General features: G+C 64.7%; 16 protein-coding genes. 13 read left to right on the forward strand and 3 right to left on the reverse strand.

Features of this window, described 5'->3' with window-relative positions; all coding sequences use genetic code 11:
* Positions 1 to 84 precede the first annotated feature (84 nt).
* A complete protein-coding gene (locus H7X45_RS14480; protein ID WP_187335471.1) occupies positions 85 to 807 on the reverse strand; it encodes a winged helix-turn-helix transcriptional regulator in 723 nt (240 codons plus the stop codon).
* 153 nt (positions 808 to 960) lie between these two features.
* Here H7X45_RS14480 and H7X45_RS14485 point away from each other — a divergent pair, with 153 nt between their 5' ends.
* Positions 961 to 1,617 carry a glutathione S-transferase family protein gene (locus H7X45_RS14485; RefSeq protein ID WP_246449484.1) on the forward strand — a complete coding sequence of 219 codons (657 nt, stop codon included), beginning with the start codon at positions 961 to 963 and terminating at the stop codon, positions 1,615 to 1,617.
* Between the two features lie 94 nt (positions 1,618 to 1,711).
* A complete protein-coding gene (locus H7X45_RS14490; RefSeq protein ID WP_187335472.1) occupies positions 1,712 to 2,065 on the forward strand; it encodes a helix-turn-helix transcriptional regulator in 354 nt (117 codons plus the stop codon).
* A 19-nt stretch (positions 2,066 to 2,084) separates the two neighbouring features.
* Here the strand turns inward: H7X45_RS14490 and H7X45_RS14495 are convergent, their stop codons facing one another.
* On the reverse strand, positions 2,085 to 2,678 hold the full coding sequence (locus H7X45_RS14495; RefSeq protein ID WP_187335473.1) for a J domain-containing protein: 594 nt from the start codon (positions 2,676 to 2,678) through the stop codon (positions 2,085 to 2,087).
* Positions 2,679 to 2,735: 57 nt separating this feature from the next.
* Here H7X45_RS14495 and H7X45_RS14500 point away from each other — a divergent pair, with 57 nt between their 5' ends.
* The 11 genes from H7X45_RS14500 (at position 2,736) to H7X45_RS14550 (ending at position 13,920) form a co-directional block, all read left to right on the forward strand.
* Complete coding sequence (locus tag H7X45_RS14500; RefSeq protein WP_187335474.1) at positions 2,736 to 3,020, forward strand: BolA family protein; 285 nt, start codon at positions 2,736 to 2,738, stop codon at positions 3,018 to 3,020.
* A gap of 335 nt (positions 3,021 to 3,355) precedes the next feature.
* On the forward strand, positions 3,356 to 4,066 hold the full coding sequence (locus H7X45_RS14505) for a glutathione S-transferase (protein WP_187335475.1): 711 nt from the start codon (positions 3,356 to 3,358) through the stop codon (positions 4,064 to 4,066).
* Positions 4,067 to 4,972 (forward strand): pirin family protein, encoded by a 906-nt coding sequence (locus tag H7X45_RS14510; RefSeq protein WP_187335476.1) that lies wholly within the window; start codon positions 4,067 to 4,069, stop codon positions 4,970 to 4,972.
* 185 nt (positions 4,973 to 5,157) lie between these two features.
* On the forward strand, positions 5,158 to 6,075 hold the full coding sequence (locus H7X45_RS14515) for an alpha/beta fold hydrolase (protein ID WP_187335477.1): 918 nt from the start codon (positions 5,158 to 5,160) through the stop codon (positions 6,073 to 6,075).
* A gap of 71 nt (positions 6,076 to 6,146) precedes the next feature.
* Positions 6,147 to 6,815 (forward strand): ATP phosphoribosyltransferase, encoded by a 669-nt coding sequence (hisG, locus tag H7X45_RS14520; RefSeq protein ID WP_187335478.1) that lies wholly within the window; start codon positions 6,147 to 6,149, stop codon positions 6,813 to 6,815.
* Positions 6,802 to 8,091: a histidinol dehydrogenase gene (hisD, locus tag H7X45_RS14525; RefSeq protein ID WP_187335479.1), complete on the forward strand. Its 1,290-nt coding sequence runs from the start codon at positions 6,802 to 6,804 to the stop codon at positions 8,089 to 8,091. Before hisG ends, hisD begins: the two co-directional genes overlap by 14 nt.
* Positions 8,092 to 8,116: 25 nt before the next feature.
* Entirely contained in the window at positions 8,117 to 8,572 is a 456-nt protein-coding gene (gene nusB / locus H7X45_RS14530) for a transcription antitermination factor NusB (RefSeq protein WP_425498174.1), read from the forward strand.
* Positions 8,573 to 8,605: 33 nt separating this feature from the next.
* Positions 8,606 to 9,514: a thiamine-phosphate kinase gene (gene thiL, locus H7X45_RS14535; RefSeq protein WP_187335481.1), complete on the forward strand. Its 909-nt coding sequence runs from the start codon at positions 8,606 to 8,608 to the stop codon at positions 9,512 to 9,514.
* 113 nt (positions 9,515 to 9,627) lie between these two features.
* Positions 9,628 to 11,766 carry a sodium-translocating pyrophosphatase gene (locus H7X45_RS14540; protein WP_187335482.1) on the forward strand — a complete coding sequence of 713 codons (2,139 nt, stop codon included), beginning with the start codon at positions 9,628 to 9,630 and terminating at the stop codon, positions 11,764 to 11,766.
* A 121-nt stretch (positions 11,767 to 11,887) separates the two neighbouring features.
* Complete coding sequence (locus tag H7X45_RS14545; RefSeq protein ID WP_187335483.1) at positions 11,888 to 13,078, forward strand: GNAT family N-acetyltransferase; 1,191 nt, start codon at positions 11,888 to 11,890, stop codon at positions 13,076 to 13,078.
* Positions 13,075 to 13,920: a cupin-like domain-containing protein gene (locus H7X45_RS14550; RefSeq protein WP_187335484.1), complete on the forward strand. Its 846-nt coding sequence runs from the start codon at positions 13,075 to 13,077 to the stop codon at positions 13,918 to 13,920. Before H7X45_RS14545 ends, H7X45_RS14550 begins: the two co-directional genes overlap by 4 nt.
* 4 nt (positions 13,921 to 13,924) lie before the next feature.
* Here H7X45_RS14550 and gltB read toward each other — a convergent pair whose 3' ends face one another.
* A complete protein-coding gene (gltB, locus tag H7X45_RS14555; RefSeq protein ID WP_425498175.1) occupies positions 13,925 to 18,451 on the reverse strand; it encodes a glutamate synthase large subunit in 4,527 nt (1,508 codons plus the stop codon).
* Positions 18,452 to 18,465 lie beyond the last annotated feature (14 nt).

Here is an 18,465-nt window from a genome sequence, read left to right on the forward strand (position 1 = left end):
TCCTGCAGGCGGGAGAGTCGGCCACCGAGTTAGGGGCTGGGGCCAAGGCTTGCAACGCGTGAGGACCGATGATTGGTTGCAGCTTTACGCGAACGGCGTTTCGTCCGCATCCGGAAGCGGGGCCTTTTCGGGCACATCGAAGCAATCGGCAAAGCCCATCGCGAAGGCCAGATCGCCTTCCACGGCCAGCTTGTCGGCGGCGGCCAGTGTCTCATCATCGCCGCTGCCGAACAGCCATCCGGCCAGGATCGCGGGTTCGCCGGTGATCGTGACGCGCACCTTTTCGGGCCGCCCCCGGCCCACTTCGATATCGCCCTGCTCCAGCGTGGCGTAATAATCCTCGCCGCTCAATTTCATCCGGATAATGCCGGTGAGCGGCGCGGCGGCCTCCCGGTCCAGCATCACCTTCATCGATAGCAGCAGAGAGGCGGCGCTGAGCGGGCGCGCGGGATCGTGCAGCGGCGATTGCATGGCCCAGCCGCTCAGCATCCACAGGATCGGTTCGGCGGCATAGCCCCAGTCGGTCAGCTCGTAGATCTCGTCGGACAAGGGTGGGGGCAGCGCCTGGCGTGTCAGGACGCCCGCGGCCTCCAGCGAGGCAAGGCGCTGCGCCAGAGCGGCTTCGCTGATGCCGAACACATTGTTCTCGATTTCCGAGAAGCGCCGCGGGCCCAGCATCAGCTCGCGCAGCACCGGGATGGCCCAGCGCTGGCCGACAATATCCATCGCATGCGCCGCCCGGCAGGCATCGCGATAGAGCGGCCTGTCCTCGGGCGGGCGCCCGGCGGGGAGCATGGAGGGGTCCATGCCGCCATGCGTTACGCGCCGGGTGCGGGCGAAACAAGCGTGGGGCTGGATGGGGGCCGCCTTATCTTTACGAAAAAAAGCATGGGCAAACAGGCGCGAATGGGGAAGGTTGCGGCAAACCCCGATCACGGGGAAGGCAAGGAGAGACCCGCCATGATGCAGCTGTACGGCCACCCCTTTTCCTCTTTCACCTGGAAGGTGCTGATCGCGCTGTACGAGCGCGCGCTGCCGTTCGATTTCCGCATGGTCGATCCCGGCCATCCCGATAACAGCGCGTTCGTCCGGGATGCGGGGCCGGGCGGGCAGTTTCCGGTGCTGGTCGACGGCGATCGCACGGTGATCGAAAGTTCGGCGATCATCGAATATCTGGAGGTGGTGCACGGCAGCGCCGGGCACCTCGTCCCCGCCGATCCGGTCCGCGCGATCGAGGCGCGGCAGATGGATGCGCTGCTGGACGATTATATCGCCGCGCCGGTGCAGGCGATCGTGGACGATGCGCTGCGAGCGGATGGCGAGCGCGATGCCTCAGGCGCGGCGCGGGCGAGGGAGAGGCTCGAAAAGGCCTACGCCTGGTTCGATCGCTGGATGGAGGACCGGGACTGGGCCGCCTGCGGGCGCTTCACCATCGCCGATTGCGCCGCCGCGCCCGCGCTGTTCTACGCCGACTGGGTGCACGAAATTCCCGAAGGCCACGCGAACCTGCGCGCCTATCGCGAACGCCTGCTCGCCCGCCCCACCATCGCCCGGGTGATCGATGAGGCGCGCCCCTACCGCCACCTCTTCCCGCTAGGCGCCCCGGGCAGAGATTGAGGCCAGCAATCGACCGACCGTAAATTCAACTATTGTTTAATACGAAACTTTAGTTTAAATGTTTCGTTGTTGGCATCGGTAGGAAGGAACGGTCATGGATCCGCAGGCAATCGGCAGGAAAATCAAGCATTTTCGGGAGCTCGCTGGGCTGAGCAAATCCGAGTTGGCGCGTCGTGTGGAGGTATCGCCCACGGCGGTGAATAACTGGGAAGAGAATGGAGTCGTGCCGCGCATCGAAGTCGCTCACAAGCTTTCCGAGGTGCTGGAAGTGAGCTTCGTACAGTTGATGAGTTCTAACCGGAAATGGGAGCCTGACCAGACGTCGGCTCGCCCCAAGTCCGAAGGTCCGGAATTAAGTAGAGGCGAGCGACTGGACCAGCACCGGCGGCAGATCGCCGCGCTGTTCGATGTCCCTGCCGAACGGGTGGATATCGTTATCCGAACCTGACGGCTGAAGGAGAGGGGCTTCACCCGAACGCCGGACTTTTCTTCAGGCGCTCGTAAGCCTTGATCGCGCGTTGCAGCTTGTCTTCATGGCTGCGGTCGCCGCCATTGCGGTCGGGGTGGTAGCGTCGGACCAGTTCGGAGTAGCGGCGGCGGATCGTGCGGCGGTCGGCATCGCGTTCCAGGCCCAGAGTCTTCAGCGCCTTGGCATCGGCATCGCTTAAGGGTGTGCCGTCGGGCCGGGCGCGCGGCATCGTCCTGCGGAAGCGCGCGCCGATGGCGTCCAGCGGATCGTCGAAATCCTGCCAGCGCGGCGGCGGGCTGGCGCCTGCGCCCCAGCGGTTCGTGCTCTGGTAGAAGCCGCCCAGCGGGGACTGCGCCTCGTAAATCTCGTCCGCGCCCATGCCGTCGAAGAAATCATAGCCCGCGTTGAATTCGCGCACATGATCCAGGCACAGCCAGCGCCACTGGCCGGGTCCGTCGCCGCTATGCCCGCCGGGCGGCGGCGCGCGGAATTCGCCCGCTTCGGCGCAGGCGGGATGGTCGCAGGTCCGCTGACCGTCGCCCACGCGTCCGTGGAATCGGTCATGGCGGCGGCGGTCGGATTGGGAAGACATGAAGGGAAAGCGGCTCGGCCTTTGGGGTTTCGTGGGAGCCAAGCTATATAGGCGCGCATGACAACGGATTCAAAAGGGCCGGTACAGGCCGAGATCGAAACGCGGCTGACCGAGGCGCTCGCGCCCACCAGCCTTGTGGTGAGCAACGACAGCGCGCAGCATCGCGGCCATGCCGGCGACGACGGATCGGGCGAAAGCCACTTTTCGGTGACAGTGGAAAGCGCCGCGTTCGCAGGCAAATCGCGCGTCGATCGGCAGCGCATGGTCAACCGCGCGCTGGGCGATCTGATGCAAGAGCGCGTCCACGCGATGCAGATCAAGGCCAGCGCACCGGGGGAATAGGGCGGGGCGCGGATGTGATCCGCGCGACAAAAATAATCCGTAAGTCCTGAGCCGGTGGCGCCATGCGCCGTCTGCGACTCCGAAGGACGTCTATCGATCAAGCGCGGTGCACGGAGGAGAAGCGCCCTTCGACAAGCTCAGGGCTACGGTAAGTGGGCGAGTCACATTCAAGATCCGAAGTCCTGAGCTTGTCGAGGGACGTCTCTCGGTCGAGCGCCGCGCGTGCAGGGGAGGCGCCCTTCGACAGGCTCAGGGCTACGGTTTGAGCGGCGATCGGGAACGTGCAGTCCCTCCCGCCCATTCTCCTTGCCGAACCCCGCAAAGGAGAAGCCCGCATGCCCTATGATCTCTGGTACTGGCCCAGCATTCAGGGGCGGGGCGAATTTGTGCGGCTTCCCCTTGAAGCCGCAGGCATCGAATATCGGGATCGCGCGCGGGACGAAGGTGCCGAGGCGCTGATGGACGATATGGAGGCGCGCAACGGCTGGCGCGCGCCCTATGCGCCGCCCTATCTGGTCGATGGCGATTTCTGCATCGCGCAGACCGCGCATATCGTCAGCTGGCTGGGCGAAAAGCACGGCTTCGGCGGCGAGAGCGAGGCGGAAACACTGGGCCTCATCCAGCTGCAACTGGTGGTCACCGATATCGTGGCCGAGGCGCATGACACGCACCATCCGGTCGGCACCGGCGATTATTATGAAGACCAGAAGGATGAGGCGAAGCGCACCGCGAAAGGATTTCGCGAAGACCGCATCCCCAAATATTTCGATCATTTCGAAGCCGCGCTCGGCAACGCGGACGGCCCGTTCGTGCGCGGGCAGGGGTGGAGCCATGTCGATACTTCGCTGTTCCAGCTGGTCCGCGGCTTGGAATATGCGTTCCCCAAACGCATGGCGGCGCTATCGTCCGACTATCCGAAGCTCCACGCCTGCGCCGATGCGGTGGAAGCCTTAGCGGGCATCGCGGACTATCTGAAGAGCGAGCGGCGCATTTCTTTTAATGAAGACGGTATTTTCCGTCATTATCCGGAACTGGACGCGGATTAGATGACCCTGCAAACCATCACCCCCACCACGCATGATCTGGGCGATTTCAAGGTGCGGCGGACCTTGCCCTCGCGCGGCCGCACGATGGTGGGGCCGTTCGTGTTCGTCGATCAGTTCGGCCCCGCTCAGTTCGATCTGGGCGGCGGCATGGATGTGCGGCCGCACCCGCATATCAACCTGTCCACCGTCACCTATCTGTTCGACGGGGCGATCGACCATCGCGATTCGCTGGGTACCTTTGCCACCATCCGTCCGGGCGCGGTGAACCTGATGACGGCGGGTAGCGGCATCGTGCATTCCGAGCGCTCGCCGGAGGCCGAGCGGCAGCGCAGCGCCGGCGGCCATCAGGGGCGCATTTCCGGCATGCAGACCTGGCTGGCGCTGCCCGACGGCAAGGAGGAGATCGATCCCGCCTTCCAGCATATCGGCGCAGACGATCTGCCGATCCTGGAAGACAGTGGCCTGAAGGCGCGCATCATCATGGGCGAATTATGGGGCAAGACCGCGCCGACTACGCAGCATGCCCAGACGATCTATGCCGATATTTTGCTGGATGCCGGAACGAGCGTACCGATCGAGGCGGGGGCGGACGAACGCGCCGTGCTGGTGGCGCTGGGGGATGCCGAGCTGGATGGCGACGCGCTGGAGCGGCACACGCTCTACGTGCTGGCACCCGGCGAGGCGATGACGCTGCGCGCCACATCGGACGCGCGCGTGATGCTGCTGGGCGGTGAGGCGTTCGCCACGCAGCGCCATGTCTGGTGGAATTTCGTCAGCAGCTCGAGAGAGCGCATCGCCGAAGCGCGCGAGGCCTGGAAGGCGAAGGCTTTTCCGGACGTGCCGGGCGACAGCGAGGAACGGATACCGATCCCCGAGGGTCAGCCGAAGACAGTGAGCTACCCATAACGGGAGGCAAGAAAAAGCTGTCCTACAGGAAACCAGATCGGTTATCGAAATGGGGTTATGCGAACCGCATCGAACTCCGCTCCTAATCATCTTTTTTCCTTGGCGGATCGGGCCCTGAACTTTCCCGCTCTGGACAGTGTGAAGTGTGTGAAGCAAGCTGGCCCAAATCGCTTCAGGAGAGCCCCATGCCCGATCCGACTCCCAACCTCGTTCCCGACTACGACCTCGTCCGCCACACGCTCGCCACCGGCGTGGAGATCGACGCCGTCGACGTGGGGCCGCGGGACGCGCCGGTCCTCCTCTTCCTCCACGGCTTCCCCGAAAGCCACCGCACCTGGCGCCACCAGATCGAGCATTTCAAGGACCGCTTCCGCTGCATCGCGCCCGATCAGCGCGGCTATCGCGGATCGTCCAAGCCGCAGGAGGTGGAGGCCTATACGCCCGACAAGCTGGTGGCCGATGTGTTCGCGCTCGCCGATGCCTGCGGTGTGGACCGGTTCACCGTCGTCGGCCATGACTGGGGCGGGGCGATCGCCTGGGCCGTGGCGTTGGCAGGGCAGCAAAACGGGCGCGTAGAGCGGCTGGTGATCGCCAACGCGCCGCATCCCTGGCTCTATCAGCGCGCGCTGATCCAGCGGCCCCAGCAGCGCGAGAGTGCGCAGTACATCCGCGCCTTCCGGGACCGGGACAATGACGCGCTGGTGCGCGAGCATGGGCTGGTCGGCATCCTCGCCAAGGCGGTGAAGTGGGAGCGCAGCAGCGCCATGCCGGACGAGGAGCGGGACCGTCTGCTTGCCGACTGGAAGGACCGCGATGCGGCCTTCGGCATGCTGAACTGGTACCGCGCCAGCTCCGTCCACGTCCCCGCGATGGACGAGGACGCCGAACTGCCCGAGTTCGCCAAGCGCGACTTCCCGAAGGTGACGATCCCCACGCTGGTGGTCTGGGCGCTCGACGACCTCGCGCTGCCGCCGGTCAACACCGAGGGGACGGACCAGCAGGTGGAGGACCTGACGCTGGTCGAGGTGCCGGGCAGCGGCCATTTCGTGCCCTGGGAAGCGCCCGACAAGGTGATCGACGCGATGGAGGCGTTCCTGCGTTAGCCGCGCCGCGCGCGATTAGGCGCGCGAGCTTCATTGCCCTTTAACGGAGCCGCAGCTACATCGCCGCCATCATGAACCGCCCCATCACCTTCGCCATCCCCAAGGGACGCATCCTCGACGAGGCCCTGCCCGTCATGCGCGAGGCGGGGATCGAGCCGGAGCCCGGCTTCTTCGACAAGGCGAACCGCGCGCTCGAATTCGGCACCAATCGCGACGATGTACGCATCATCCGCGTGCGCGCGTTCGATGTCGCCACCTTCGTGGCGCATGGCGCGGCGCAGATCGGCATCGTCGGTTCGGATGTGGTGGAGGAGTTCGGCTATTCGGAGCTCTACGCGCCGGTCGATCTCGGCATCGGCAAATGCCGCCTGTCCGTGGCCGAGCCGAAGGATGCGGAGCCGGGGCAGGCGCTGTCCACGCTCAGCCATGTGCGCGTCGCCACCAAATATCCCGAGCTTACCCGCCGCTGGTTCGCCGCCAAGGGCCTGCAGGCGGAGATCGTGAAGCTGAACGGCGCGATGGAGCTGGCGCCCGCGCTGGGCCTCACCCGCCGCATCGTCGATCTGGTGTCGACCGGGCAGACACTGAAGGAAAACGGCCTCGTCGAGACCGAGACCATCATGGACATCTCGGCCCGGCTGATCGTCAACCGCGCGGCCTTCAAGATGATGTCTGGCACGCTTCCCGCGCTCGTCGAGCGGTTTCGCGCCATCGCCGGAGGCGTGCGTGAAGCGGCTTGATGCGGCCTATCCCGGCTTTGCCGAAGCGTTCAAGCGCATCGTTACCGCGCGCCGCGAAAGCGATCCGGATGTCGCGCTTGACGTGTCCGCCATCCTCGCCCGCGTCCGCACCGATGGCGACGAAGCGCTGGCAGAGCTGACCAAGCGGTTCGACGGCCATGATCTGGACGAAAGCGGCTGGCGCATCGAACGCGAGGTTTGCGAGGCGGCGCTCGACGCGCTCGAGCCGGACCTGCGCGAGGCGCTGGAACTGGCCGCGACCCGAATCCGCACCTATCATGAAGCACAGCGGCCCGAAGACAGCGAGCGGACCGACGATGCCGGAGTGCGCCTGGGCGCGCGCTGGCTGCCCGTGGATGCCGCGGGCGTCTACGTACCCGGCGGACGTGCGGCCTATCCCAGCTCGGTGCTGATGAACGCGCTGCCTGCCAAGGTGGCCGGCGTGGAGCGGCTCGTCATGGTGACGCCGACGCCGGGCGGCGAGGCGAACCCGCTGGTGCTGGCCGCTGCCGCTTTGGCCGGGGTGGACGAAGTCTGGCGCATCGGCGGCGCGCAGGCGATCGCCGCGCTCGCTTACGGCACGGACAGGATCGCGCCGGTGGATGTCGTGACCGGCCCCGGCAATGCCTGGGTGGCCGAGGCAAAGCGCCAGCTCTACGGCGTGGTCGGCATCGACATGGTCGCCGGCCCCAGCGAAATCCTAGTGATTGCGGACGGCGAGAACGATCCCGCGATCGTGGCCGCGGACCTGCTCAGCCAGGCCGAGCATGACCCGACCAGCCAGTCCATCCTCATCACCGACAGCGCCGATCTGGCCCGCAATGTCGAGGATGCGGTGAAGGTACAAGCTGCTGCGCTCACCACGCGCAAGGCGGCGGAGGCAAGCTGGAACGATCACGGTGTGATCATCACCGTGGCGGACCTCGCCGATGCGGTGCCGCTGGCGAACCGGCTGGCGGCGGAACATCTTCAGCTCTCGATCGCCGAGCCCGAGGCGCTGTTTGCGCGCATCCGCCATGCCGGATCGGTCTTCCTGGGGCGGCATACGCCCGAGGCGGTGGGCGACTATGTCGCGGGGCCGAACCATGTGCTGCCGACCGGGCGGCGTGCGCGCTTCTCCTCCGGCCTTTCGGTGCTGGACTTCATGAAGCGCACCAGCTTCATTCAACTGGACCAAGCGTCGCTCGCCAAGGTCGGCCCGGCAGCGGTGCGGCTGGCCGAGGAAGAGGGGCTTCCCGCCCATGCCGAAAGCGTTCGGCGGCGGCTGGACGCCTGAGAGTTCACAGAGGAACAGGTAAAAGATGATGAGCCATTCCCGATCCCAACCCCGCTCCGCTGCCCGGCTCGCCGCCGTGCAGGCGCTGTACCAGATGGACATGGAAGACATCGGGCTGGCCCGCCTGCTGCGCGAGTTCCACGAACACCGTCTGGGTTCGGCGATCGAGGAAGAGCCGATCGCGGAAGGCGAGCCGGACTTTTTCGACGATGTGGTAACCGGGGTCGACTCGCGCCGCGCCGAGATCGACGCGCTGATCGAAGGCCGCTTGGCCGAAGGTTGGAAGATCGACCGGCTCGACAAGGCGATGTTGCAGCTGCTGCGCTGCGGCACCTACGAACTGCTCGCGCGGCCCGACGTGCCGACCGGCGCGGTGGTGAACGAATATGTCGATATCGCCCATGCCTTCTTCGACGACAAGGACGCCAAGTTCGTGAACGGACTGCTCGACGGCATTTCGAAAGAAGTGCGCGGCGAGTGAGTCCCGCCCTCGGATGACGGCTCTGGAGGGGCGGTGAGCGCCGAATTCGCCTTCATCGATCGCCTCCGCGCCCTCGCAACGCATCCGGCGGCCCGCGCCCTCGACGATGATGCCGCGGTGCTGAAGCTGGGCGGCGAGACGCTCATCCTGACGCATGACAGCATCGCCGAGGGGGTGCATGTCCGCATCGACACGGATGCTGTCGATGTCGCCTGGAAGCTGATCGCCACGAACCTCTCCGATCTGGCCGCCAAGGGCGCGGAGCCCTTGGGGGTGCTCACCAGTCACGCGTTGGGCGATGATGCCTGGGATGCCGCCTTTGCCGAAGGGCTGCGGGCCGTGCTCGATCGATACGATGTGCCGCTACTGGGCGGGGACACGATCCGCTTGCCCGAGGGCGCGACCCGTGTGTTTGGTTGTACGGCTATCGGCCGCGCTACCAGCGATCCGGTGCCGGCGCGGTCCGGCGCGCGAGACGGCGATGCGCTATGGGTGGCCGGCAGCATCGGGGATGCGCTTGCCGGCTTCACGCTGCTGGAAGCGGGCGGTGCGGATGACGGGCCGCTCACCGCCGCTTATTTGCGACCTCGCCCGCTGCTGGCGGAGGGACAGGCGCTCGCCCCGCTCGCCAGTGCGATGATGGACGTGAGCGACGGGTTGCTGATCGACGCCGCCCGGCTCGCGAAAGCCAGCGGCCTCGCTGCCGCCATCGACACGGCAACGATCCCCGTTTCGGACGCGGCGCGTGCCGTCCTGCGGGGCAGAGAAGACGAACTGCTGCGCTGGGGCGATGATTATGCGCTGCTATTCGCGGCCCCGGTCGAGTGCGAACCGCCGGTGCCCGCCGCGCGCATCGGCACGATGGTGGATGGGCAGCCCGGCACCGTCAGGCTCGACGACGCTGTGCTCAATCCCGATGCGATCGGCGGCTATCGCCACTAAACCCCCTCATCCGTTTGCCGCTTGTCAATTGACGGCATCCGGTTAGTCTCCCTTCCCAAGTCGCCCGAAAACGAGGCGGCACCTATTGGAGCAGGAGGGGAAGTCTGAACGCCATGTCTGTCATTGTCATTGCTATCATCTGCGGCCTCATCGCCGTACTTTACGGGTTCATTACCAGTCGTCAGGTTCTTGGGGCCGATGCCGGTAATTCAACTATGCAGGAGATTGCTGGCGCGATCCAAACGGGTGCCAAGGCCTATCTTGGCCGGCAGTATCGTACGATCGCCATTGTCGGTGTCGTCGTCGCGATACTGGTGTTCGTCTTCCTCGGCATTACGTCCGCGGTAGGCTTCGTCATCGGAGCCATTCTATCGGGCGTTGCGGGCTATATCGGGATGAACATCTCGGTCCGTTCCAATGTGCGGACCGCGCAGGCCGCCTCGACCAGCCTGCAGAGCGGCCTTACCGTTGCTTTCCGCGCGGGGGCCGTTACCGGGATGCTGGTGGCCGGCTTGGCGCTGCTCGCGATCTCGGTGTTCTTCTGGTATCTGACGGGCCCAGCCGGTTATCGCCCGGACAATCGAACGGTGGTCGACGCTCTGGTTGCACTGGCCTTCGGTGCCTCGCTCATCTCCATCTTTGCGCGTCTGGGCGGTGGCATCTTCACCAAGGCGGCGGACGTCGGTGCCGATCTGGTCGGCAAGGTGGAAGCAGGCATTCCGGAAGACGATCCGCGTAATCCGGCGACCATCGCCGACAATGTGGGCGATAATGTCGGCGACTGTGCGGGCATGGCTGCCGATCTTTTCGAGACCTATGTCGTCACCGTGGGCGCCACGATGGTGCTGTCCGCGCTGCTGGTCGATGTCGGCAATGCGGCGCTCCTCAATCTCATGAGCCTGCCGCTGCTGGTCGGCGGCGCATGTATCATCACCTCGATCATCGGCACCTATTTCGTGCGCCTGGGCGGCGGCACCAACATCATGGGCGCGCTGTACAAGGGCTTTCTGGTCACTGCGATCTTGTCAATTCCGGCCATCTATCTCGCGACGCAGTACATCTTCGGGGATATGAGCGCACCGATCGGCGGCGATCTCGCAACGGACGGGTTCACCGCCGAGACCGGGGCCAGCACCGTTGCCAGCTTCACCGGCTGGGACCTTTTCTTCTCCATGATGGTCGGGCTCGCCGTGACCGGGCTGATCATCTGGATTACCGAATATTACACCGGCACCAATTACCGCCCGGTCCGCTCGATCGCCCGATCCTCGGAAACCGGCCATGGCACCAACGTCATCCAGGGGCTAGCAATCAGCCTGGAGGCGACCGCCTTGCCAACGCTGGTGATCTGCGTCGGCATCGTCATCGCCTATCAGCTGGCGGGTCTTATCGGCATCGCCTTTGCGGCCACGGCTATGCTGGCGCTTGCCGGCATGGTGGTCGCGCTCGATGCCTATGGCCCGGTGACCGATAACGCAGGCGGTATCGCCGAAATGGCGGGGCTGGATGACAGTGTGCGAGAGAAAACCGACGCACTCGACGCGGTGGGTAACACCACCAAGGCGGTGACAAAGGGCTATGCCATAGGTTCGGCGGGCCTCGCCGCGCTGGTGCTGTTCGGCGCTTATACGACCGACCTCGATGAGTTCTTTCCGGACCTCAACGTCGATTTCTCGCTCAGCAATCCATACGTCATCGTGGGGCTGCTCCTCGGCGCGCTGCTGCCCTATCTGTTCGGCGCGATGGGCATGACCGCCGTTGGCCGCGCCGCGGGTGCTGTGGTCGAGGAAGTGCGCGGGCAGTTCCGTGATAATCCCGGCATCATGCAGGGCACCGCCAAGCCGGATTACGGGCGTACCGTGGATCTTGTCACCAAGGCGGCGATCAAGGAGATGATCGTCCCCTCGCTCTTGCCGGTGCTGGCCCCGATTGTGGTCTATTTCGTCATCACTTTGGTGGCGGGGCAGGCTAATGGCTTCGCGGCTCTGGGCGCACTGCTTCTGGGCGTGATCGTGTCCGGCCTGTTCGTAGCGCTGTCGATGACGGCGGGCGGCGGCGCGTGGGACAACGCAAAAAAATATATCGAAGACGGCCATCATGGTGGCAAGGGATCCGAGGCGCACAAGGCCGCGGTGACCGGCGACACGGTGGGCGATCCTTACAAGGACACCGCCGGCCCCGCGGTCAATCCGATGATCAAGATCACCAATATCGTGGCACTATTGCTGCTCGCCGCGCTGGCAGCAGTTTAGTTCATTATTACGATCGGGATAGCGGGCTGCCGGCAGTTCCGGCGGCCCTTTCTCTTGGCCGCGACTTTAGCCGAATCTTTGCGAATAGCTTCTAGAACAAGCCGCTTAGGGAGCGTGCGGCTTGAACCAGACTATATTTCCGGAGGCCTTCGAAGGCGCAGTGCCAGCGCCGGTGCCGATTGCGGCACCAGGTTCGGTGCAGGCCGAGCTGGTGGCGGCAAGCGCGATTGATGCTGCGCTCTTATGGGCATGGCAGGAGCTGGACCGGCAAACCACCGGCACCAATGTGTTTTCCGAAAGCAAGATTCTGCCTGCGGCTTTGGCCCATTGTGACCCGGACGGCCGCGCGCAGCTGTTCCTGCTCTGGCAAGGTATTCCGCGGCTAAGCCAGTTGATCGGGCTGATGCCGCTTTCGCTCGAGCCGCTTTATGGAAACCGGCCCGTTCCTAACTGGCAGAACTGGCTGCATCCCAATGCCTTTCTGGGCAACCCGCTGATCGCGCACGGGCATGAGCAGGCCTTTTGGGAGGCACTGCTTGCTTATTGCGATGCGCATGCGGGGCGCGGCCTCTTCTTCCATCTCGATTGCTTTGCACTGGACAATCCAGCGTCTCGGACGCTCTTCAACCTATGCGAGGACCAGCGCCGCCGCTGCGATATCGTGCGGCGGCACGAGCGGGCCTTCCTCCAGTCTCCGCTCGGTTCGGATGCCTATTACGAACAGGCCGTCCGGTCCAAGAAGCGCAAGGAACTAAGGCGTCAGAAGCGGCGGCTCGAAGATATGGGCGCGCTGACATTCGACCGGAGCGAGGGCGGCGAAGGACTGGAGCGCTGGGTCGATGAATTCCTCGCGCTGGAGGCGGCCGGCTGGAAAGGGCAGGAAGAAAGCGCGCTGGGCAGCCAGGCGGACACCCGCGCGCTGTTCTGTGAAATGTTGGGGGCGCTGGCCGAGGCGGGCCGGCTGGAGTTGCTGGCGCTGCGTTTCGAAGGCGCGCCGATCGCGATGCTGGTCAATTTACGATCGGGCGAGGGCGTGTTCTCGTTCAAGACGACGTTCGACGAAGCCTTTGCGCGCTTTTCCCCGGGCGTGCTCTTGCAGATCGAGAATTACGCGCTGCTGGATCGGCCCGATGTCGCCTGGGCGGACAGCTGCGCGGCCCCCGATCACCCGATGATCGACAGTCTCTGGACCGAGCGGCGCGCGATCGGGCGCGTATCGATTGCCATTGGCGGCAAGGCCCGTCGGCTCGCCTTCGATGCGCTGCGAAAGGCGGAAGACTGGATGGCGGCGCGGCATGGAGACACGGCATGACCAGAATATTCGACGATGAAACCACCACGCGCTTTGCGAAGCATTATCCCGAAACGCCGCACAGGTTGAACCATCATCTTCGCGTGCACGACCTGCTCACGCTGGAGGCCATCGCCGACCTGAGCGAGGCGCTTCCGGCAGGCAGCGTCGAATATCATCCCGGCGATTTGCCGGTCGGCATCGATGCCGCCGACGTGCCTGATAACGGCCTGTCGATCGGTGAGACGATACGCACTATCGATGCCTGCCGCAGCTGGGCGGTGCTCAAGAATATCGAGCAGAGGCCCGATTATGCCGCGTTGCTGATGCAGCTTCTGAACGAGCTGAGGCCCGCGATCGAAGCCAAGACGGGACGCATGCTGCGGCCCCAGGGCTTCATCTTCGTATCATCCCCGAATTCGATGACGCCTTATCACTTCGATCCTGAGCACAACATCCTTCTCCAGTTGCGCGGAAGCAAAGTGATGACGCAGTTTCCTGCGGGCGACGCCCGCTTCGCCCCGCCAAGCGCGCATGAGGCTTATCATTCCGGCCATCAGCGCAATCTCGTCTGGCGCGACGATTTCCAGGCCAGCGGCACCGCGATCGATCTGGCGCCGGGGCAGGCGGTGTTCGTGCCGGTGATGGCACCGCATTTCGTGCGCAACGGTCCGGAGCCCTCGATCAGCCTCTCCATCACTTGGCGCAGCGACTGGAGCTTTGCCGAGGCGGACGCGCATGGGTTTAACCGGTTGCTGCGCAGCGCTGGGTTTGAACCCAAAGCGCCCGGCCGCTTTCCGGCGAGCAACAAGCCGAAGGCTTATGCCTATCGCGCGCTGCGCAAGGCAGGCCTTACCGGTTAAGCCTTCATTCCGCTGCGACCACCTCCGGCTCCCCCTCGCTCAGCGGATGGTCCAGCCGGCCGAGCATTTCCTTTGGGCAGACCTGCCAGAAGGCTCCGCGCGCGCTGTCCCAGTCCTCCAGAATGGAGGCGGCCCAGCGGCTGTCGGTTGCCGCGACATGGGCTTCGATCAGCGATTTCAGTTGCTCTTCCCAATGGGCGCTTTCCAGCCGCTGCCAGACGATGCTGCCGGGGTTGGCGCGCATCGGGAACACGGCCTCCGGATCGTAAACGAAGGCCATGCCGCCGGTCATTCCTGCGCCGAAATTGCCGCCCGTCTGCCCCAGGATCACGGCTGTGCCGCCGGTCATATATTCGCAGCCATTGGCGCCGCAGCCTTCGACGACGACTTCAGCCCCCGAATTGCGGACCGCAAAGCGCTCGCCCGCCTGGCCTGCCGCGAACAACTGCCCTGCGGTCGCGCCGTAGAGCACGGTGTTGCCGATGATCGAGTTTTCCTGACTTTTCAGCGGTGAGCTGACCGTCGGGCGCACGATGATGTGCCCTCCGGACAGGCCCTTGCCGACATAATCGTTCGCATCACCGAACACTTCCAGTCGGATGCCCTTGCAAAGGAACGCGCCGAGCGATTGCCCCGCGCTGCCGCGCAGCCGGACCTGGATGTAATCATCGTCCAGCGCTTTCATGCCGAAGACTCGCGTTACCTCGCTGCTGAGGCGCGTGCCCACCGCGCGGTGCGTGTTGCGCACGGTGTAGGTGAGCTGCATCTTTTCGCGCTTCTCGAACACCGGCCCTGCGTCTTTCAGCATCAGTGCGTCCAGGCTGTCGGGCACCTCGTTGCGGAAGGTGTTGATCTTGAACCGGCGATGCGTGTCCGGGGCGTCAACCTTGGCGAGTATGGGGTTGAGATCAAGATCGTCGAGATGCTCCGCGCCGCGGCTGACCTGACGAAGGAGTTCGGTGCGCCCGATCACCTCGTCCAGGCTGGAAACGCCCAGGCGCGCGAGGATTTCGCGCACCTCTTCGGCGATGAAGGTCATGAGGTTGATGACCTTTTCCGGCGTGCCGGTGAACTTTTCGCGCAGCCGCTCATCCTGCACGCAGACGCCCACGGGGCAGGTGTTGGAATGGCACTGGCGCACCATGATGCAGCCCATGGCCACGAGGCTCAGCGTGCCGATGCCGAACTCCTCCGCGCCTAGAATCGCGGCGATCACGATGTCGCGCCCGGTCTTGAGCCCGCCGTCGGTGCGCAGCTTCACACGGTGGCGCAGTCCGTTGAGGGTGAGCACCTGATTGACCTCGGACAGGCCCATTTCCCACGGCGTGCCGGCATATTTGATGCTCGTCTGCGGAGAGGCCCCGGTGCCGCCATTGTGGCCGGCAATCAGGATCACGTCGGCGTGCGCTTTGGCAACGCCCGCAGCAACTGTGCCGATGCCTGCTGCGGACACCAGCTTCACACAGACCCGCGCGCGCGGATTGATCTGCTTCAGATCGTAGATCAGCTGGGCCAGATCCTCGATCGAATAGATGTCGTGATGGGGCGGGGGGCTAATCAGCGTGACGCCGGGTGTGGAGTGGCGCAGCTTGGCGATGAACTTGGTCACCTTGAAGCCGGGCAACTGCCCGCCTTCGCCGGGCTTGGCGCCCTGCGCGACCTTGATTTCCACTTCCTCGCAGGCACCGAGATATTCGGCGGTGACCCCGAAGCGCCCGGATGCGATCTGCTTGATCGCGCTGTTGGCGTTATCGCCATTGGGGCGCGGCTTGAAACGTTCCGGGCTCTCGCCGCCTTCGCCCGACACTGCCTTTGCGCCGATGCGGTTCATCGCGATCGCCAGCGTCTCATGCGCTTCCGGAGACAGCGCCCCCAGGCTCATCCCCGGGGTGAGGAAACGGCGGCGGATTTCCGTCACCGCCTCGACTTCGTCCACCGGAAGCGGTTCGCGTGCGTAATTGAACTCCATCAAATCGCGCAGATAGACGGGGTCCAGCGCGCGAACGCCCGCGGAGAACTGCAGATAACTGGAATAGCTGTCCTTCGCGACCGCGGTCTGGAGAAGGTGCATCAGCTGCGCGGACCAGGCATGCTCCTCGCCGCCTGCGCGCTGCTTGTAGAAGCCGCCGATCGGCAGCTTTGCCACCATGCTGTCGAACGCCAGCTTGTGCCGGTCGGTCGCGTTCAAATGAAGCGACATATAGCCTTCGCCCGAAATCTTGTTGGGCATGCCGGGGAAGAGATCGTTCACCAGCGCACGGCTGAGGCCGACGGCTTCGAAATTGTAACCACCGCGATAGCTCGAGATCACGGCGATCCCCAGCTTTCCGATGATCTTCAGCAAGCCGTCGTCGATCGCCGTTCGGAAGTTGGCGAGGCATTCTTCCAGCGAAAGATCGCCGAAGAGGCCACGGCCATGGCGCTCTGCGATGGCGGCCTCGGTCAGATAGGCGTTCACGGTGGTCGCGCCGACGCCGATCAAGACCGCGAAATAATGCGTGTCGAGGCATTCGGCGGTGCGCACGTTGATCGAGGAAAAGGCGCGCAATCCCTTGCGCACCAGATGCGTGTGGACCGCCGCTGCGGCCAGCACCATCGGGATGGCGCAGCGATCCTCGGAAATGGCCTCGTCGGTCAAAAACAGCTCGGTCTTGCCGCCCCGCACGGCCTCCTCGGCCTCGCGCCGGATGCGGGTGATGGCCGTGCGCAGCTCTTCATGGCCGGCATGCGGATCAAAGGTGCAGTCGATTTCACCGGCCAGCTTGCCGAACGCCGATTTCAGCCGCGCCCAGTCTGCCGACAGCAGCACCGGGCTTTCCAGCACCAGGACGTGATCGTTCTGGTCCTGCTCATCGAGGATGTTGGCGAGGTTGGAGAAACGCGTGCGCAGGCTCATCACATGCCGCTCGCGCAAGGAATCGATCGGCGGGTTGGTGACCTGGCTGAAATTTTGCCGGAAGAACTGACTGATCAGCCGCGGCTTGTGGCTGATGACGGCCAGCGGCGTATCGTCGCCCATCGATCCCACGGCTTCCTTTGCCTGCTCGGCCATGGGCGCGAGGATCATCTCCATATCCTCGATCGTCTGTCCTGCGGCCACCTGACGGCGGGATAGCTCGGCTCGGTCATAGCGCGGCACGTCCGGCGCCTCGCATTCCGGTAGATCGCCAAGCGTGCGGAAGCCCTTCACCAGCTCCGCATAAGGCTGTTCGGCGGCCACGCGGTCCTTCAATTGGCGGTCGCGGTAGAGCGCGCCTTCTTGTAGATCGACGGCGATCATTTCGCCGGGGCCGAGGCGGCCTTTCTCCACCACATCGGGCTCGGGCAAGATTACCATGCCGCTTTCGGAGCCGATGACGAGGAGGCCGTCAGACGTGCGGCTGTAGCGCAGGGGCCGCAGCGCATTGCGGTCCACGCCCGCCACGGCCCAGCGTCCGTCGGTCATGCACAGCGCGGCGGGGCCGTCCCATGGCTCCATGACGCTGGCCATATATTCGTACATCGCCTTGTGCTCGGCCGGCAGATCGACCGACGCCTGCCAGGCTTCGGGGATCATCGTAAGCTTTGCCGTCGGCGCTTCCTTGCCGGATCGGATCAGTGTTTCGAACACGGCGTCGAGCGAGGCGGTGTCGGATGCGCCTGCCGGGATCACCGGCTTGATCTCGTCCGAGGCGTCCCCGAAGGCGATGCTCGCCATGCGGATTTCGTGGCTCTTCATCCAGTTGCGGTTGCCGCGGATGGTGTTGATCTCGCCATTATGGGCAAGCGCGCGGAACGGCTGGGCCAGCCACCATTGCGGGAAGGTGTTGGTGGAATAGCGCTGGTGGAAGATCGCGACGCGGCTTTCGAAACGCTCGTCCTGCAAATCCGGATAGAAGACGGACAGGCTCTCGGCCAGGAACAGACCCTTGTAGACGATCGAGCGGCAGGAGAGGCTGCAGACGTAGAAATCCGCGATCTGCGCCTCGATCACCTTACGCTCGATCCGGCGGCGCACAAGGTAGAGGTCTTTCTCGAACTCCTCGAGCGTCTCTTCCTCCGGCATGGGGCCGGCGATCATCACCTGCTCGATCTCCGGGCGCGTGATCTGCGCCTTGCGACCGATCACGGACGGATCGACCGGTACCTGACGCCAGCCGTAAATGGTGTAGCCGCTGGCGATCAGCTCACTCTCCACGATCATGCGGCACTGGTCCTGCCCGTTCAGATCGGTGCGCGGCAGGAAGATCATGCCGACGGCGAGGCGATTGGGCAGCACACGGTGGCCGCCGTCCGCAATCGCATCGTCGAAGAAGCGTTCGGGCAGATCGACCATGATGCCGGCCCCATCGCCGGTCTTGCCATCCGCATCCACTGCGCCGCGATGCCAAACAGCCCGCAGCGCCTCGATCGCCGAGGTCACGACGCGGCGCGAAGGCTTGCCGGATACTTCGGCGATCAGTCCGGTACCGCAGGCATCGCCCTCCATATCGGGATGGTACATGCCCTCTTCGGCGATGCGGCGGCGTTCGGCTTGGTTGTCCATGGTCATTTTCATTCGTTCAG

This window comes from Novosphingopyxis iocasae, from assembly GCF_014334095.1.
Classification (GTDB): domain Bacteria; phylum Pseudomonadota; class Alphaproteobacteria; order Sphingomonadales; family Sphingomonadaceae; genus Novosphingopyxis; species Novosphingopyxis iocasae.

Bases quoted from the DNA above. Each gene is read 5' to 3' on its own strand.
- H7X45_RS14480 (WP_187335471.1), bottom strand. From the start codon at position 807: ATGGACCCCTCCATGCTCCCCGCCGGGCGCCCGCCCGAGGACAGGCCG.
- H7X45_RS14485 (WP_246449484.1), top strand. From the start codon at position 961: ATGATGCAGCTGTACGGCCACCCCTTTTCCTCTTTCACCTGGAAGGTG.
- H7X45_RS14490 (WP_187335472.1), top strand. From the start codon at position 1,712: ATGGATCCGCAGGCAATCGGCAGGAAAATCAAGCATTTTCGGGAGCTC.
- H7X45_RS14495 (WP_187335473.1), bottom strand. From the start codon at position 2,678: ATGTCTTCCCAATCCGACCGCCGCCGCCATGACCGATTCCACGGACGC.
- H7X45_RS14500 (WP_187335474.1), top strand. From the start codon at position 2,736: ATGACAACGGATTCAAAAGGGCCGGTACAGGCCGAGATCGAAACGCGG.
- H7X45_RS14505 (WP_187335475.1), top strand. From the start codon at position 3,356: ATGCCCTATGATCTCTGGTACTGGCCCAGCATTCAGGGGCGGGGCGAA.
- H7X45_RS14510 (WP_187335476.1), top strand. From the start codon at position 4,067: ATGACCCTGCAAACCATCACCCCCACCACGCATGATCTGGGCGATTTC.
- H7X45_RS14515 (WP_187335477.1), top strand. From the start codon at position 5,158: ATGCCCGATCCGACTCCCAACCTCGTTCCCGACTACGACCTCGTCCGC.
- hisG (WP_187335478.1), top strand. From the start codon at position 6,147: ATGAACCGCCCCATCACCTTCGCCATCCCCAAGGGACGCATCCTCGAC.
- nusB (WP_425498174.1), top strand. From the start codon at position 8,117: ATGATGAGCCATTCCCGATCCCAACCCCGCTCCGCTGCCCGGCTCGCC.
- H7X45_RS14540 (WP_187335482.1), top strand. From the start codon at position 9,628: ATGTCTGTCATTGTCATTGCTATCATCTGCGGCCTCATCGCCGTACTT.
- H7X45_RS14550 (WP_187335484.1), top strand. From the start codon at position 13,075: ATGACCAGAATATTCGACGATGAAACCACCACGCGCTTTGCGAAGCAT.
- gltB (WP_425498175.1), bottom strand. From the start codon at position 18,451: ATGACCATGGACAACCAAGCCGAACGCCGCCGCATCGCCGAAGAGGGC.